The sequence below is a fragment of the Glaciecola sp. KUL10 genome, from assembly GCF_003203515.1.
Lineage (GTDB): Bacteria > Pseudomonadota > Gammaproteobacteria > Enterobacterales > Alteromonadaceae > Glaciecola.
In genome coordinates this window covers 80284-97860 of the sequence record NZ_BGNG01000013.1, presented here as the reverse complement: position 1 = coordinate 97860, position 17577 = coordinate 80284, and the positions used below count along the sequence as shown (strand labels likewise).

The following is a 17577-nucleotide window of genomic DNA, read 5'->3' as shown; positions in this document are numbered from 1 at the left end:
AAACTCTTCAATACTATATTCAGCTATTTGTAATGGCGACCAAATCGTGAAAAGCAAGTATAGAACTATTCCATGCAATAAATAAATACTGTAACTAATTTCGCCCAAAACGATCGATCCTCGAGACGAGAATACTCCGAACATATTGCAACCTGAAGCTATAATTACAAATAAAATTGACATCACAACAACATGAATCGAATCTAAGGTTTTTGGGTAAACTAATAAGAAGACAACTAGGGCTAAAGACAAGAAAGACATCGAATTGTTTTTTCTTTTTATCGCACCTTTAAATTTTTCAGTAAAGTAATATGCAATTGAGCCTAAAGCAAAATATATAAAATAAGCTGACGAGAAGTATGAAACGTAAATGGGTCGATAAAACAAAAACACGGATAAAACAGCTATACATACTAACCCCCACTTTCCAATGACTCGATTTACAATGAAAATTAACGGTAAAGAAAAGTAAAATACCCATTCATATGTTAATGTCCAATCGACACTTGCAATGATATTTTTAGTATCTGAAAACTGGTTTATGGGACCACCAATAAATAAAAACCATTTCATATAGTCTTTTAAAAGGTATAAGAAGCTAACATTGATCTGAAACTCTGAGCTATAAAGAACAATAAATGTGATATTACATATCGCAAATAGATAAAGTGGGTATATCCTGAACATTCGCGATTGATACAGTGAGACCCAATTCAAAGTTTTATTCTTGTCTATAATTCTTGAAAAAAATAGAAATCCGGTAATCATAAAGAAAATAGCAACCCCAACTTTGCCGAAGTTTTGAAATAAATCTTCCGGAGGACGTTGCCATTTGTTTTCAGTTTTCCAATAGTATGTGATCACGAAATGATGAAAAAACACTGATATAGCTAGGTAACCTCTAACACCATCAATACTTCCAAATCGATTTTTTCTTTCTAAAATAAACGAAAAATATTTGGTCTTACCGATAAAAGAAGCTATCAAAATACATGTGATAAAAGATAAAAATGAAATGGCAAAGCCTAGCTCGAGCCCCATATGATTGGCCTAAATGTTATTGATGATTCGAAGTCAATTTACGTAATTTATTATTAAAGTAGCGGAAATGATAGTAATTCTTAAATAGATGCTTTGTGGAGAAAGATAAATATGGCTTACACCCTTTTATAAAAGCCTAAGTTGGAAAAAATATATATAATAATTAGATTGGTACTAGTTAGTGGTGGAGGAGCTTAGGTATATTTTCTATTCACTACCAACTTATAATAAGTCGAATTTATTTTCTTAAATTAACAACTAAAGAGAAAAAATATCACTAAACTTTTCACTATTTCTTCGAGTAGACGATTGAATGATTCTTAAGGTTACTGTTTTCTCTTATATAAGGTGCGCGTTGATTATCTTTATAACGGTTTTTGCCACGTCAACCCTTGCCGCCAACACAACTACCATCGCTTTTGGCTCGTGCGCCTCGCAGCATATGCCTCAACCTATTTGGCATGATATTGCCAAGCATCAGCCTGATGTTTTTTTGTTTATCGGTGACAATCAATACGCTGATATTAGGGTTGAAGACGGCAAAGAAGTCTATGCACCTGTTGCTGATCCCAAGCGTTTTGCCCAAGCTTATGAAGAGTTAAATGAAATTGAAGCATTCACTGCGTTTAGAAAGCAAGTGCCAATATTTATGGGGACATGGGACGATCATGACTTCGGTGCAAATGACGCTGGTAAAGACTACCCCTTAAAAATGCAAAGCCAAGCGGCTTTTTTAGACTTTTTTAAGTTTGAGAAAGACGACCCAATTCGCACGCAAGCGGGTATTTATCATTCACGTATTATTGAGCAAGCTGGCGCACAACTACAAATTATCATGTTAGACACGCGCTACCACCTCGGTGAGCGCTTAGAAAATCCCAAAGGACGACCGCAAGGAAAAGGACCGTATCTTCCGCAAACTGATGCTACTCAAAGTATTTTGGGTGAGAAACAATGGTTGTGGTTAGAAGAGGAGTTAAAGAAGCCAGCAGATATAAGGTTTATCGTTAGCTCAATTCAAGTTGTCGCATTTGAGCATAGTTGGGAAGCATGGGGCGCTATGCCACGAGAGCGCAAGCGTTTATATGATTTGGTAGCCAGTACTAAAGCAAATGGTGTGATGTTTTTGAGCGGCGATCGTCATCTAATGGAAATCTCTAAAGATACAGGGCAGTTAGGCCATAATGTGCCGTATCCTCTATGGGATTTCACTTCTAGCGGTTTGACACAAAGCTTTCGTAAGGTTGACGAACACAACAGTTTTCGACAAGGCGCGGTAGTGCGCGATACGCATTATGGTGTGGTCACTATTAATTGGGATCCGAAGAATATAATGCAAACTACAATAGAGCTTCATGCACTTGGTCTAAACCAAAAAACACTAGAAAAAAGAGTGGTGCCGCTCTCGACACTCCAGTTTTAAGGCTGTCAGTTGATGGCAAAAAAAGCACCGCCGTTTGGGAGGTGCTTTTTACGTTACATATTAAATGTGACTGATGATTAACCAGTATTTCTGAGTCCAATGGCGATACCAGTAATCGTCACCATCATGGCTCTTTCCAAGGTTTCGACATCATTGTCACTGTATTGTGAAGACTCGGCCTTTCTAATTCTATCTAATAATTCAATCTGCAAGTAGTGGAGAGGCTGTAAATAGGCTGCTCTGATGTTTATTGAATTCAAGCCTTGGATGTCATCTTCCATCACCTTGTCATGACCCGTTAGATCAAGAATATACTGGATGCTTTCTTTCAGTTCTGAACGCAACTTTTCACCAAAATGCTTAAGCTCTTCAGGTACTAAGCGCTGGTCATAGGCTTCACTGATTTGTGGTGCTGCTTTTTTGAATACCATGTCTAGCATCGAAAGGCGCGACTCGAAGAACGGCCAGTGTTCTATCATTTCTTCAATGACTGCTTTGTTTTCTGGGGTATTCACAGCTTTAACCGCAGGCATCACACCCAACCATGATGGCAGCACTAAGCGCGTTTGTGCCCACGCAAAAATCCACGGAATCGCACGTAAACTCTCGATGCCTCCGCTTGGTTTGCGTTTTGCTGGGCGGCTTCCTAATGGCAATTTACCTAATTCCTGCTCAGGTGTAGCAACCCTGAAATATGGCACGAAGTCTTTGTCATGACGAACGATTTGGCGATAATTATCGCGGCCTTTTCCTGCCATTTCGGTAATAATGTCACGCCAAGCTTGTTTCGGCTCTGGAGGCGGAATAAGAATCGCTTCAACAACGGCTGCTGCATATATTGATAAACTGCGTTTAGCCAGTTGCGGCATACCGAATTTATAACGAATGGTCTCGCCTTGTTCAGTTACCCTAAAGCCTCCTGTCAACGACCCTGGAGGTTGTGAATGAATAGCTGCTTTCGCAGGCAACCCACCACGACCAATCGTGCCACCACGACCGTGGAATAAGGTCAGTGTCACGTCGTTTTCTTCGGCAAGTTTCACAAGGGCTTCTTGCGACTCATACTGCGCCCAACCCGCGGCAAGTGATCCTGCATCTTTAGCAGAATCAGAATAACCAATCATGACGTACTGTCGGCCGCTGATGTAGCCGCGATACCAATCGATCGCTAGCAGGCCTTTCATTACACCAGGAGAGTTATTAAGGTCATCAAGCGTTTCAAATAACGGTGCCACTGGCATTGGCCAGCTAACGCCAGATTCTTTAAGTAGGAGTTGAACCGCTAAGACATCTGAAGCAGAGCTTGCCATTGAGATAATGTAGATACCAAAACCAGAGCGGTCATTGTTAGCGATCACTTTACAGGTATCTAATACCTCTTTGACTTCTTCACTCGGTTCCCAAACGCTCGGCAACAAAGGACGTTTCGAAGAGAGTTCACGCAACAAAAAGGCTTGTTTGTCTTCTTCGCTCCACTGATTGTAATCACCTAAACCGTAAAAACGAGTCAGCTCGCTAAATACGTCAGCATGCCGACCAGAGTCTTGGCGTACATCAAGCTTCAACAAATTCGCACCGAAACAGTGTGCACGGCGGATGGTGTCTAGTAAGGCACCTTGAGCGATCACATTCATGCCGCAATTATTAAGCGAGTCAAAGCAAATCATTAAAGGCTTTAATAGCTCATCGGTATTACTGATCCACTCTGATGGATCAACAATTCCGTCTCTCGTGCGGTGTAACTTATCCAACACTGGTACTAAAATGGCGCGGTACGGTTCGCGAACATCACCGACTATCTCGCGCAAGGTATCGTCACAATTGTTCATCGACAATTCGGTGCGAAGCAACTCAAAATCTTGTGCAAATAATTTAGCCGCGCGGCGTCTTGCGCGATGTAATACTTCTTGGGTGACTTTGGCTGTCACAAATGGGTTGCCGTCTCGGTCGCCACCCATCCAGGAGCTAAATTGAACGGGTTTGACGTCAAGTGGCAGTTTCTCGTCAAATTCATTTTCTAAGTAGTCGCCTAAATCTCGTAAAAACTCAGGAACGGCTTCCCACAAGGAATTTTCAATGACAGAAAAGCCCCATCGAGCCTCGTCTACGGGGGTCGGTCTAACGACTCTAATTTCTTCTGTATGCCATGCTTGTGCGATTAACGCGGCAATGCGCTGTTTAACCTGTACTTCTTGTCTCGCGCTGAGATCTTCGGTGTGCAAGCGTTGCAGTTGGCTTGCAAGCTGCCTGTGTTTGTGAATAAGTGTACGTCGTGTGACTTCTGTAGGGTGTGCAGTTAAGACCAAATCGATATTTAGATTCTTAACAGCTGTTAATACTCTTTCTTTATTCGCGCCTAAATCACGTATGCTTTGCAATGAGCTTGAAAGCGACAAGTTACGTTGGGAAGCAGTATTATTTTCTTGTTCAGCAATGTTAGCTAGATTCAAAAATTGTGAAAAAGCACGTGCAATCGTGGCTAGTGATTGGTTATCCAAAGACGCAAACTCTTTGCTTAAGCGTTCAGTGCACTGCTGATCCCCTTGATAAGAATTGCGGCCATCAGTGCGAATTTGTTCAATTTTGTCTAACCATTCTTTGCCCAGTTCCGCTTCTATCGTTTCGCCAAGCGTGGCGCCTAAATATCTGACAGTATCTTTCAACTGTGTCTCAAGCGAATCATTCATATACTTGTGTTTCCCTCTAAAAGAATGGTGTTATGAAAATTACCCTAAACCATTGAGTGTGATTAATTTTCTTTTGAACAACTAATTTGGTATCGCGGGTATTTTAGTCTATGAGACTAAAGTTTAATTCAATCGTGGTGTGTATAAAGATACGCATTTTTTAAATTGTTGTCTAACAACCCAGTCGAATAACTTAATCAAATTTGTTTGTCTAGATTTTTAACTGCTACTCGCTTGTGCTACCCTTGCGCGAGTTTTTTCCTTGGTTTTTACCTTTAATTGCAATATTGGAGCAGACGTGTCAGATAAATACACAACAATCGAAACGCAAGCAAGTTATGGAATTGGTTACCAAATGGGCGAGCAACTTGCTTCTAACCCTTTTGACGGATTAGCGCTTGACGTTGTTTTAGCGGGTTTAAGCGATGGTTTTAATCGTGAACAACCACAAGTAAGCAACAACGACCTTCGCGCGGCATTCACTGAAATCAATGAGCGTATGCAAGCGGCTAAACAAGAGAAATTTGCAGGTGCAATGAAAGAAGGGTCCGAGTTTTTGGCGAAAAATGCTGAACGTGCAGAAGTCACCGTGACTGAGTCTGGTCTTCAATATGAAGTGCTTACAACAGGCGAAGGTGAGAAGCCAAGCGCTGCATCTACCGTTCGCACTCACTACCACGGTACACTTATCAATGGTGACGTGTTTGATTCATCTTATGATCGTGGCGAACCAGCAGAATTCCCGGTTGGCGGCGTGATTAAAGGTTGGACTGAAGCACTCCAAATGATGAGTGTCGGTTCTAAGTGGCGTTTATACGTGCCACACGACTTAGCTTACGGCGAGCAAGGCGCTGGTGGTGCTATTGGTCCATTCAGTACGCTAGTTTTTGATGTTGAGTTACTTGATATCATTGCATAGTGTAATTTGGAAAGCGGATGCGAGTGTTGGCTTTGCATCCGTTTTTTACGCACTTTAAGAAGTTGCACCTACCACAAATAATACCGAAAATTACATCTCAAAAACGTCTTTACCCAAAAGCTTCGCTCAATTGAAGTACCGATCGCCCACTAAGTATGGCAAACTAACGCAATAAAAACATAATAAACAAAAAGTTAGTTATGCAAGGACTGTATTCTCTCCACATTGCAATATCATCATTTAATAAGGTGTTGGGTAAGCTCGTAAGCTATCTGACATTGGTAATGGCTTTATTAATGTTTTCTGTCGTCGTTCTGCGTTATGTCTTTAATGTGGGATGGATCGCCATGCAAGAGTCAGTGACCTACTTGCACGCAGCCGTTTTTTTAGTGGGCGCAGCCTACACCTATCAACAAGATGGCCATGTTAGAGTTGATGTGTTTTATCGTCAGTTTTCTGAGCGGCGAAAGGCGATGGTTAACTTCTTCGGTACCTTATTCTTTTTATTGCCAACGAGTATATTTATTACCGTCGTCAGTTGGGACTATGTAATTGAATCTTGGGCAAATCTCGAGGGTTCTAGAGAGTCGGGCGGTTTACCGTTTTTGTATGTGTTGAAGTCATTTATTTTAGTTTTTTCTATTACCCTGAGTCTGCAGGGGCTATCTGAGCTAATTAAACAAGGCAGTATTTTGTTTGGCGGCAAAGCAAAACAGGAAAAACAATAATGGAATGGTTAGCCTTTTTACTTTTCTTTGCTGTTTGTGCTTGCTTGATGCTGGGTTACCCTGTTGCCTTGACCTTGGCTGGAGTTTCGTTGTTATTTGCAGCTGGCGGCATTGTTTTTGGTGTCTTTGATGCAAGTTATCTGCTGGCGACGCCTAGCAGACTGTTTGGCATTATTAGTAACGAAACCTTGATTGCGGTTCCCTTATTTGTATTGATGGGGGTGATTTTAGAACGAGCGAAAATCGCCGAAGACTTGCTGATTGCGATGTCCACCGTTTTGGGGCGATTTAAAACTGGCTTGGCTGTTTCGGTTATTTTAGTCGGCATGCTCTTGGCCGCATCTACGGGGATCGTTGGTGCAACGGTCGTCACAATGGGGCTTTTGTCTTTACCCACAATGCTCAAGCAAGGTTATTCTCCCTCACTAGCAACGGGCACCATATGTGCAACCGGCACCTTAGGGCAAATAATACCGCCTTCCATTGCGCTCGTGTTACTTGGCGATGTGCTATCTAGTGCATATCAAAAAGCGCAGTTAGATATGGGCATCTTTTCTCCTGAAAGTGTTTCTGTCGGCGATTTATTTGTTGGTGCTTTGATTCCAGGCATGTTGCTGGTGGTGTTCTACTTACTCTACATCTTGGGTATCAGTTACTTTTCTCCCAAGCAAATCCCTAAACAAGGTCAACAAAATGAACATGCAAGCCTTGCTGGCTTGCTCTTGGCTTTATTACCGCCGTTGTTGCTTATTGTCGCCGTCTTGGGTTCTATTTTGGCAGGTATTGCAACGCCTACCGAAGCCGCTGCAGTGGGCGCTGTTGGTGCTTTATTCCTAGCTTTACTCAAGCGCAAATTAAGTCTTGATAATGTAAAATACATCACACAAGAAACGACTAAAGTGACTTCAATGGTATTTTTAATACTCATTGGCGCATCTATATTTTCCTTGGTGTTCAGAGGTTTTGGCGGTGAAGAGGTTTTAACCGATTTGTTTCAATCGCTACCTGGCGGGGCATTTACGGCTATGTTGCTGGTAATGCTGGTGATTTTTTTATTGGGCTTTATTCTTGATTTTATTGAGATAACCTTTGTTGTTGTACCCATCGTCGCGCCGATTTTAATCATGATGGGGCTTGATCCAATTTGGTTGGGGATCATGATTGCGGTGAATTTACAGACTTCATTTTTAACACCGCCCTTTGGCTTTGCGTTGTTCTATTTAAGGGGAGTTGCCCCAGACTCCATTAAAACGCAAGCTATCTATAAAGGGGTAATGCCATTTATTGCCATCCAATTATTTCTTTTGATTTTAATGGCTAGTTGGCCTCAAATTGTCACGTGGTTACCTTCGGTTGTTTATTAATCGATTGACTGATCGAGGCTGCGTAATTTTAAATAGTAATTTTAAGTAAATGCGAATATTCAACTTGTTAAGGATTTAACATGCACAGTTTAAAAGGTTTAGCGTTCACTGGTTCACGATTGATAGTCGTTATTGCCCTTGTGATGAGTTTAGTGGCTTGTGGTTCAGATGAACAGAGTAAACAAAGCAATGCACCTCAGGCAGAAGCAAAACAGTACAAATGGAAGTTGGTGACTTCTTGGCCCAAAAACTTCCCCGGTCTAGGAAAGGCCCCTGAAACATTCGCTAACTACGTCAATGAAATGTCCGACGGTAGACTGCAAGTAAGAGTGTATGGTGCGGGTGAACTTGTACCCGGATTTGAGGTATTTGATGCGGTATCCAATGGCACGGCTGAAATGGGCCACGCCGGCGCATATTATTGGAAAGGGAAAATGCCTGCTGCCCCAATTTTTTCTGCTATACCTTTTGGTATGAATGCAACAGAAATGAATGCTTGGCTTCACTATGGCGATGGCATGGCGTTGTGGCGAGAGCTATATGAACCATACGGCGTTATCCCCTTTGCTGGTGGTAATTCTGGTGTTCAAATGGCGGGTTGGTTTAAAAAAGAAATTAATTCTATAGCGGACATTCAAGGCCTAAAAATGCGTATTCCAGGCCTTGGCGGTGAAGTATTTAAAGAAGTCGGTGGTTTACCTGTCACGCTTACCGGTGGCGAGCTTTTTACATCTCTGCAAACAGGCGCAATTGACGCTACAGAGTGGGTTGGACCATACAACGACCTTGCATTTGGTTTACACAAAGCGGCAAAGTACTATTACCACAGTGGCTGGCATGAACCGGGAACATTATTAGAGTTCACCGTTAATAAACAAGCTTTTGAAGCGCTACCAAAAGATCTTCAAAAAATCGTTGAGGTGGCGACCAGAGCAGCTAATCAAGATATGCTGGACGAATATACCGCGCGCAACCCAAATGCAATGAAGCAACTTATCGAGCAGCACGGCATTGACGTTCGCCCTTTACCTGATGATGTTATGGAAGCATTAAAGGCTGCCAGCCAAAAGGTCATTGAGCAACAAGTTGCAAATGACGAGCAGTTTGCGAAAATTTACGCTTCTTACCTTGCATTTTATAATGATGCAAAAGAATATCACCGAATGTCAGAGCAGGAATATTATAAGAACCGTTAGTAAGCGCAATGCATCAAGTTAAGGATAACACATGTTAAATTGGTCCGAAGTTATAAATGTCGCGCTAATGAGTTTTGTACCCGTTTGTGCCGTCACCGCAATCATTTTTAGTCGAGCGATAGTGACAAAGCGCCTTCCTGAGCTTTATGACGAGGATGAGTTGGATGTTGCGCTAGACGAAATGAAAACTAGCTATGATAAAAAACAAAAAAGAAGTATCCCCAAGAATATAGATGAGGGTGTCTTCGATAAATGGCTTTATTTCGGCGGCGGTTTTTACGGTCTGATGGCGCTAATTACCTTTGTGGTGATTGAAGTTAAAGAAATTTTCGGTTTTATTACTAACTTTAGTTTATCTACTATTTCCGGTAATTTTAGTCTTCATCAACTTATCAATGCCATCGTGGATATCTTCGTAAACGGCATCATGAATCTAGTCAGTGCGTTTGTTTGGTTTCAATATTGGGATGAGCATATCGATATGCAAAACGGCTGGTACTGGCTTGTCGCAGCGTATCTCGGCTACGTATCTGGTACCCATCTTGCGAAGCGGATTGTTAGATATACACAAAATCCTGCGTAAAAGCGTTAATCATTTTGCTGATCTGATTTGTTTTTATGAGCGATGCCCCTACAATACGCGCAATTTAAAAAGTGAGATTGACGGTTATATCTAACCAAAGGAGAAGTCAGCATGGTTATCAAGCCAAAAGTTCGTGGTTTTATTTGTACAAATGCCCATCCAGTGGGGTGTGCGCAAAGTGTCAGCAATCAAATTGAATACATAAAATCGCTTGGCTTCGAGCAAGAAGGCCCCAAAAACGTATTAGTGATTGGTTGTTCAACAGGTTATGGGCTTGCATCGCGTATAACGGCTGCTTTTGGTTACGGCTCAAAAACCTTGGGAATTTGCTTTGAAAAACAACCAAGTGAAAGAAAAACAGGCACGGCAGGTTGGTACAATACCGCTGCTTTTCACAATGAAGCAAAACAAGCTGGCCTATATGCCGACTCACTCAATGGCGATGCTTTCTCTGATGAACTAAAAACCGCGACGATCGATAAAATCAAACAAGACTTGGGCAAAGTTGACTTGGTTATCTACAGTCTTGCCTCTCCTAGAAGAACAGACCCTGAAACAGGCGAGGTATTTAAATCGACACTTAAACCTGTTGGGCAGGCCTACACCACAAAAACCTACGATACCGATAAAGACAAAGTACATGAAATAACCCTTGAACCTGCAAACGAAAAAGAAATTGCAGACACAGTAAAGGTCATGGGTGGTGAAGATTGGCAGCGCTGGTTGTCTCAACTTAATGCAGCAGGTGTTTTGGCTGAAGGTTGTAAAACAACGGCATATACGTATATTGGCAAAGAATTGACTTGGCCTATCTATGGGCAAGCTACGATCGGCCGTGCAAAAGAAGATTTAGATCGTGCGGCACAAGCCATTATGCAAGACGCCAGTGCATTAAATGTACAAGCTAACGTGTCGTCTCTTAAAGCACTTGTAACTCAAGCAAGCTCTGCTATTCCCGTCATGCCACTCTATATTTCGTTGATTTACAAAGTAATGAAACAAGAGGGAACCCATGAGGGTTGTATTGAACAGATTGCAGGTTTGTTCAACGAAAGACTTTTCACTGACAATCCCCCTACAGATGAGTTAAACCGTTTCCGCATGGATGGAAAAGAAACGAACGATGCGACACAAGCAAAAATAAAAGCACTATGGGATAAAGTTACTCAAGATAACTTCCATGAATTAAGTGACTATGCTGGATACAACACCGAGTTTTTAAACCTCTTTGGTTTCGCAATTAAAGGTGTTGATTATGAAGCCGATGTAGATCCATTAGTAGATTGGTCGTAGTCAAGATTTTTTACACATTGACCGGTTGATTAAAATACGAACAAAATGCCCGTTCCATCAAGGCTTGAGAGTGCCTTGGTGGAATAATTAATGGACAAATGCGATAGAAAAATGGGGCTTATCACGCATTTAGCATAGCCTTTTTGGGTGTGTTAATGCTAAAATCCCGCGCATTCAAGGTATGGATAGCAAAACACTTGTTCATTTTTTGCATCAATCCTTGACGTACAGCCACTTTTAAACCACACATAATAATAAGAAACTACCGTGATGCTTGGTCCGTTGAATACTGAACTAAGCTATTTATGTGTATGTTTTAAAGTGATTTTATTATTTGAGCAGTGGCCAATTTTAATCCGCTTACTGAATATTTGGGATGTCGTGTAAAACGCCTAAATATGACAGGCGTATTCAGATTGGTATCTATAAAGAGTAGTCAATTAACTATGATAAAAATTAAGAAAGGTCTCGATCTTCCAATAGAAGGCGCACCTGAGCAGAAGGTCCATCAAGGGCCCAATGTCTCAAAAGTCGCTGTTCTTGGCGAAGAGTACATTGGCATGCGTCCTACGATGCATGTGCAAGTAGGTGACAAAGTCAAAAAAGGCGACATGCTTTTTGAAGACAAAAAGAACCCAGGTGTGAAGTTTGTCGCACCTGCTTCTGGAGAAGTCATCGAAGTCAACCGTGGTGCACGACGCGTGCTTCAATCAGTTGTGGTTAAAATTGAAGGTGACGATGAAGTTACTTTTGATGCTTTTGACGCAGCTGCATTGGAAAGTGTCGAGCGCGAAAAAGTCGTTACGCAGCTGGTAGATTCTGGCATGTGGACGGCTATTCGCACGCGTCCATTTAGCCGTTCACCAAAGTTAGATGCAAAGCCATCTTCGGTATTTGTGTCAGCCATGGACACTAATCCGCTTGCTGCAGAGCCAACGTTAATTATTTCTGAACGCAAACAAGACTTTGAGTTTGGCCTTAAAGTACTGGGTAAACTGACTGAAGGCAAAGTATTTGTGAGCAAAGCGCCGAATGCAGATGTGCCTGCTGGCGATGCGAAAGTCGAAGTTAATGAGTTTGCTGGACCACATCCTGCTGGGTTAGTTGGCACTCACATTCATCATTTAGACCCTGTTGGTATGACTAAGCAGGTTTGGCACGTCGGTTATCAAGACGTTATTGCTATCGGTGCATTATTTGCAACGGGCAAACTTGATAATAATCGTGTGGTAGCACTTGCTGGACCAATGGCCTCTAATCCTCGTCTCGTAACAACTGTTCTAGGTGCAAGTCTTGATGAGTTAACGAATGGCGAGCTTAAAGAAGACGGCGTTCGCGTTGTTTCAGGTTCGGTACTCAACGGCACTAATGCATCTGGCCCGCACGCCTATCTTGGTCGTTTCCACTACCAAGTTTCTTTGATCAAAGAAGACAGAGAAAAGAAATTTTTCGGATGGATTACACCAGGCTCAGACAAACATTCTGTTACGCGCGCGTATTTAGGTCACTTGAGCCCTAAAAAACTATTCAATATGACATCTACAACAAATGGTTCTGACCGTTCAATGGTGCCAATTGGCAACTACGAGCGAGTGATGCCTCTAGATATCATTCCAACTTTGTTATTACGAGACATTCTTTCTGGTGATACAGACGGTGCACAACAATTAGGTGCGCTTGAATTAGACGAAGAAGATTTGGCTTTGTGTACCTACGTTTGCCCCGGCAAATATAACTACGGTCCAGAACTTCGTAGCGTTTTAACCACGATAGAAGATGAGGGTTAAGTCATGGGATTAAAAGCATTAATCGAAAAAGTTGAACCTGATTTTGAACCAGGTGGCAAATATGAGAAGTTTTACGCGCTGTACGAAGCAGCTGCGACCATCTTCTATACGCCAGGCAAAGTAAATAAAGCTAACACTCACGTTAAAGACAGTATTGATTTAAAACGTATCATGATTTTGGTCTGGATGGCGACATTCCCAGCCATGTTCTACGGTATGTATAACGTAGGCCTACAAGCATCATATGCGATTGAAGCAGGTGGTGCTATTTATGACGGCTGGCAGGCAGGTATCTTCTCAGCACTTGGCGGCACTTTAACGGCCGAGTCTGGTTGGTTCTCGATGCTGTTATACGGTGCTTGTTTCTTTGTACCTATCTATGCGACGACATTCGTGGTCGGTGGTTTTTGGGAAGTCTTATTCGCTTCTGTTCGCAAGCACGAAGTTAACGAAGGTTTCTTTGTAACGTCAGTATTGTTTGCGTTGACGCTTCCAGCCACTATTCCACTCTGGCAGGTTGCTTTGGGTATCACATTCGGTGTGGTTATCGCAAAAGAAATCTTTGGTGGCACAGGCCGTAACTTCCTAAACCCAGCTTTATCTGGTCGCGCGTTCTTATACTTTGCATATCCTGCGCAAATCTCGGGTGATCAACCTTGGATTGCAGCGCAATTAGCAGATGGTTACTCAGGCGCGACTTGGTTATCAAATGCTGCAAATGGCGCAATGGACTACAATGACATGGGGCTATGGATGAATTCTTTCTTAGGTCAAATCCCAGGTTCAGTCGGTGAAGTATCAACATTGATGATCATGATCGGTGGTCTATTTATCATGTATCTAGGCATCGCTAGTTGGCGAATCGTAGCAGGTGTTGGCTTGGGCGTGGCGTTCTTTGCTACCTTGCTTAACTTCTTCGCACCTAGCCCTGACCACATTTTAGCAATGCCGTTCTATTGGCACTTTGTGATTGGCGGATTGGCGTTTGGTATGTTCTTTATGGCAACCGACCCTGTTTCTGCTTCATTCACCAATCAAGGCAAATGGATGTACGGTTTTTTTATCGGTCTTATGACTGTATTGATTCGTGCAATCAACCCCGCTTTCCCAGAAGGTATTATGCTTGCGATTTTATTCGCCAACCTTTGGGCGCCTTTATTTGACTACTTTGTAGCACAAAGCAATATTAAACGGAGAATGGCACGTGTCGGCTAAAAAAGAAACCTTAGGAAAAACAGTCGGCATCGTTGTAGCAGTATGTTTGGCTTGTTCAATTGTTGTATCTGGCGCAGCCGTAGGTTTGCGCTCGTTACAAAACACAAATGCTGCGCTAGATAAGCAAAGCAATATCTTAAAAGCGGCTGGTTTAGCAGGCGAAGCAGTATCCAAAGCTGATATCGCTAAAATCTACGACGAGCGTGTCGAGGAGAAATTTGTAAACCTTGATACCGGCGAGTACGTTGCAAACCCTGCGGAAGGCACTGGTAAACCATACGATATGTACGGAAAAGTATCCAAGGACCCTAGCACTTCTGTTCAAGTCGAGGGTGCACCTGCTGGTTTCAATAGACGTGCAAACGTAGCAAACGTTTACCACATCAAAGATGAGCAAGGCGCAGTGTCTCGCATTATTTTACCCGTCCACGGAAGTGGTCTTTGGGATTTGATGTACGGTTTACTTGCTATCGATAGCGACGGTAAAACAGTTCGTGAACTTATCTATTACCAACACAAAGAAACGCCAGGATTGGGTGGTGAAATTCAAAACCCAGCATGGCAAGAAAAGTGGGACGGTATTAAGTTGTATAAAGACGGTGAAGTGGCTGTTCAAGTGAAAAAAGGCGTTAAACCAGGCGATGAGTATGCAGTTGATGCGCTTTCTGGTGCAACTCTTACGAGTAATGGCGTGCAAAACACACTTGTTTATTGGATGAGTGATAACGGTTTTGGTCCTTACCTCAAAAATCAATCTTGGAAATCATAAGGCAGAACAATGGCTGACGTTAAAGAAATGAAAAAAGCCCTGTTCGGGCCGATTATTGACAGTAACCCAATCGCATTGCACGTACTAGGTATCTGCTCTGCATTGGCGATTACTACCAAGTTAGAAACTGCACTTGTTATGTCTTTAGCACTAACAACTGTATGTGCGTTTTCGAACTTGTTTATCTCACTTATTCGCAATCAAATCCCCTCAAGTGTGCGTATCATCATCCAAATGACGATCATTGCATCACTTGTAATCGTTGTTGACCAAGTGCTCAAAGCTTATTCGTACGAAATTTCGAAACAGCTTTCGGTATTTGTTGGTTTGATTATCACCAACTGTATCGTAATGGGACGTGCAGAAGCATACGCCATGAAGTCGCCTCCAGGTATGAGCTTCTTAGACGGTATCGGCAACGGCCTTGGTTACTCTTTTGTACTTATCGTTATCGGTACAATTAAAGAGTTAGCAGGTTTCGGTACGATCTTAGGATTTGAAATTCTGCCATTGGTTCAAAACGGTGGTTGGTATCAAGGTAATGGACTATTGATTTTACCATTTAGCTCATTCTTCCTAATCGGCGGTTTGATCTGGTTCATCAGAACTATCCGTCCAGAACAAGTAGAGCCGAAGGAGTAAGCACATGGAACATTATGCAGCACTAGCTATCAGAGCTATTTTTGTTGAGAACATGGCACTTTCACTATTTTTAGGAATGTGTACTTTCTTGGCAGTATCTAAAAAAGTTAAAACATCTATCGGTCTTGGTATTGCGGTAATCGTAGTATTGGGTATTTCGGTACCTGTTAACCAAGTTATCTATGTGAACATCCTTGCACCTGGTGCATTGGCATGGGCTGGCTTTCCAGATGCAGATTTGAGCTTCCTTAACTTCTTAACGTTTATCGGCGTTATTGCGGCCTTGGTTCAAATACTGGAAATGTCTTTGGACAAGTTCTTCCCAGCTTTATACAACGCACTAGGGATCTTCTTACCGCTTATCACCGTAAACTGTGCAATATTCGGTGGTGTTGCGTTTGCCGTGCAACGTGAGTACAACTTTACCGAATCTATTGTATACGGTGTCGGAAGTGGCTTGGGTTGGGCAATTGCAATCGTATTACTAGCTGCCGTTCGTGAGAAGTTAAAATATGCTGATATGCCAGATGGTATTCGTGGATTAGGTTCTGTGTTTATGATCGCTGGTTTGATGGCGCTTGGCTTCCAGTCATTCACAGGTATCGCGCTTTAAGGCGCTCAAGGAGTATAGATAAATGAATAATGTAGAAATCTATCTCGGTGTAGGCATGTTTATCACTATCGTACTAGCGTTAGTGTTTATTATCATGTTTGCTAAATCGAAATTAGTGCCTGAAGGTGATGTCAAAATTACTATTAATGGCGATCCAAATAACGTCATTACCACTTCACCTGGCGGTAAGCTACTAGGTGCACTAGCTGATTCTGGTATTTTCGTATCGTCAGCGTGTGGTGGCGGTGGTTCATGCGGCCAGTGTCGTGTAGACGTAAAGACAGGTGGTGGTGAAATACTACCTACTGAGCTTGACCACGTATCAAAGCGTGAAGCTAAAGAAGGTTGCCGTTTATCTTGTCAGGTATCAATCAAGCAGGACATGGATATCGAGCTTCCAGAAGAAGTATTTGGTATTAAAAAGTGGGATTGTGAAGTTATTTCTAACAATAACGAAGCAACCTTCATCAAAGAGCTTAAATTAGCGATTCCTGACGGCGAGAGCGTTCCGTTCCGTGCCGGTGGTTACATCCAAATCGAGGCGCCACCTCATCATGTGAAGTATAAAGACTTCGATATTCCTGAAGAGTATCGCAAGGATTGGGAACACTTCGGTTTCTTCGACGTCGAGTCTAAAGTAGACGAAGAGACGATCCGTGCTTACTCAATGGCTAACTACCCAGAAGAAGAAGGCATTATTATGCTGAACGTGCGTATTGCTACGCCGCCGCCTAATAATTTGAGTCTACCTGCTGGTAAAATGTCATCTTTTATCTGGTCACTTACGAAAGGCGATAAAGTCACAATTTCTGGCCCATTTGGTGAGTTCTTTGCAAAAGAAACAGATGCAGAGATGGTATTTGTCGGCGGTGGTGCAGGTATGGCACCGATGCGCTCTCACATCTTTGACCAACTTCGTCGTATTAAAACTGATCGCAAGATGACATTCTGGTACGGTGCACGTTCATTAAGAGAGATGTTCTATGTTGAAGATTTTGACATGCTTCAAGCAGAGAACGAAAACTTTAAATGGCATGTTGCATTATCAGATCCTCAACCTGAAGATAACTGGGAAGGTGATACTGGCTTTATTCACAACGTATTGCTAGAAAATTATCTTAAAGATCACCCAGCACCTGAAGATTGCGAATTCTACATGTGTGGGCCCCCAATGATGAATGCTGCCGTTATCAACATGCTCAAAGAGCTAGGTGTTGAAGACGAAAACATCATGTTGGATGATTTTGGTGGTTAACATTTAATAATTCAAAAAGAGCGCTTCTTGAAGCGCTCTTTTTTTATCTAATGAAAACTTAA

Annotated in this window: 15 protein-coding genes; 13 read left to right on the top strand and 2 right to left on the bottom strand. The window is 42.3% G+C overall.

Going from position 1 to position 17577, the window contains the following annotated elements:
• Nucleotides 1–1041: acyltransferase (locus KUL10_RS16950; RefSeq protein WP_110430143.1), on the bottom strand; the 1041-nt coding region annotated here is incomplete at its 3' end.
• A gap of 355 nt (nucleotides 1042–1396) precedes the next feature.
• Here KUL10_RS16950 and KUL10_RS16945 point away from each other — a divergent pair.
• Nucleotides 1397–2464, top strand: coding sequence for an alkaline phosphatase D family protein (locus KUL10_RS16945; protein WP_233499870.1), 1068 nt, complete (start codon nucleotides 1397–1399; stop codon nucleotides 2462–2464).
• A 77-nt stretch (nucleotides 2465–2541) separates the two neighbouring features.
• On the opposite strand, the gene ppc is transcribed toward KUL10_RS16945, so the two are convergent.
• Entirely contained in the window at nucleotides 2542–5151 is a 2610-nt protein-coding gene (gene ppc / locus KUL10_RS16940; RefSeq protein WP_110430141.1) for a phosphoenolpyruvate carboxylase, read from the bottom strand.
• Nucleotides 5152–5449: 298 nt separating this feature from the next.
• Here ppc and KUL10_RS16935 point away from each other — a divergent pair, with 298 nt between their 5' ends.
• The 12 genes from KUL10_RS16935 to nqrF all read left to right on the top strand — a co-directional run bounded on the left by KUL10_RS16935 (nucleotide 5450) and on the right by nqrF (nucleotide 17515).
• On the top strand, nucleotides 5450–6070 hold the full coding sequence (locus tag KUL10_RS16935) for an FKBP-type peptidyl-prolyl cis-trans isomerase (RefSeq protein WP_110430140.1): 621 nt from the start codon (nucleotides 5450–5452) through the stop codon (nucleotides 6068–6070).
• Nucleotides 6071–6366: 296 nt separating this feature from the next.
• Nucleotides 6367–6798: a TRAP transporter small permease subunit gene (locus KUL10_RS16930; protein ID WP_233499869.1), complete on the top strand. Its 432-nt coding sequence runs from the start codon at nucleotides 6367–6369 to the stop codon at nucleotides 6796–6798.
• Nucleotides 6798–8162 carry a TRAP transporter large permease subunit gene (locus tag KUL10_RS16925; RefSeq protein ID WP_110430138.1) on the top strand — a complete coding sequence of 455 codons (1365 nt, stop codon included), beginning with the start codon at nucleotides 6798–6800 and terminating at the stop codon, nucleotides 8160–8162. The genes KUL10_RS16930 and KUL10_RS16925 overlap by 1 nt, the downstream gene beginning before the upstream one ends.
• Before the next feature lie 143 nt (nucleotides 8163–8305).
• The gene (locus KUL10_RS16920) at nucleotides 8306–9358 is read left to right on the top strand and encodes a TRAP transporter substrate-binding protein DctP (protein ID WP_110430146.1); all 1053 of its coding nucleotides are present in this window, start codon (nucleotides 8306–8308) and stop codon (nucleotides 9356–9358) included.
• Between the two features lie 31 nt (nucleotides 9359–9389).
• Nucleotides 9390–9941, top strand: a complete 552-nt coding sequence (locus KUL10_RS16915) for a hypothetical protein (RefSeq protein ID WP_110430137.1) — start codon at nucleotides 9390–9392, stop codon at nucleotides 9939–9941.
• A gap of 111 nt (nucleotides 9942–10052) precedes the next feature.
• Nucleotides 10053–11234: an enoyl-ACP reductase FabV gene (gene fabV, locus KUL10_RS16910; protein ID WP_110430136.1), complete on the top strand. Its 1182-nt coding sequence runs from the start codon at nucleotides 10053–10055 to the stop codon at nucleotides 11232–11234.
• A gap of 446 nt (nucleotides 11235–11680) precedes the next feature.
• Complete coding sequence (locus KUL10_RS16905) at nucleotides 11681–13021, top strand: Na(+)-translocating NADH-quinone reductase subunit A (RefSeq protein ID WP_110430135.1); 1341 nt, start codon at nucleotides 11681–11683, stop codon at nucleotides 13019–13021.
• A 3-nt stretch (nucleotides 13022–13024) separates the two neighbouring features.
• Nucleotides 13025–14236 (top strand): NADH:ubiquinone reductase (Na(+)-transporting) subunit B, encoded by a 1212-nt coding sequence (locus KUL10_RS16900; RefSeq protein ID WP_110430134.1) that lies wholly within the window; start codon nucleotides 13025–13027, stop codon nucleotides 14234–14236.
• A complete protein-coding gene (locus KUL10_RS16895) occupies nucleotides 14226–15005 on the top strand; it encodes a Na(+)-translocating NADH-quinone reductase subunit C (RefSeq protein ID WP_110430133.1) in 780 nt (259 codons plus the stop codon). Before KUL10_RS16900 ends, KUL10_RS16895 begins: the two co-directional genes overlap by 11 nt.
• Before the next feature lie 9 nt (nucleotides 15006–15014).
• Nucleotides 15015–15647 (top strand): NADH:ubiquinone reductase (Na(+)-transporting) subunit D, encoded by a 633-nt coding sequence (locus KUL10_RS16890; RefSeq protein WP_110430132.1) that lies wholly within the window; start codon nucleotides 15015–15017, stop codon nucleotides 15645–15647.
• A 4-nt stretch (nucleotides 15648–15651) separates the two neighbouring features.
• Nucleotides 15652–16260 (top strand): NADH:ubiquinone reductase (Na(+)-transporting) subunit E, encoded by a 609-nt coding sequence (gene nqrE / locus KUL10_RS16885; RefSeq protein ID WP_110430131.1) that lies wholly within the window; start codon nucleotides 15652–15654, stop codon nucleotides 16258–16260.
• Between the two features lie 22 nt (nucleotides 16261–16282).
• Complete coding sequence (gene nqrF, locus KUL10_RS16880; RefSeq protein ID WP_110430130.1) at nucleotides 16283–17515, top strand: NADH:ubiquinone reductase (Na(+)-transporting) subunit F; 1233 nt, start codon at nucleotides 16283–16285, stop codon at nucleotides 17513–17515.
• Nucleotides 17516–17577 lie beyond the last annotated feature (62 nt).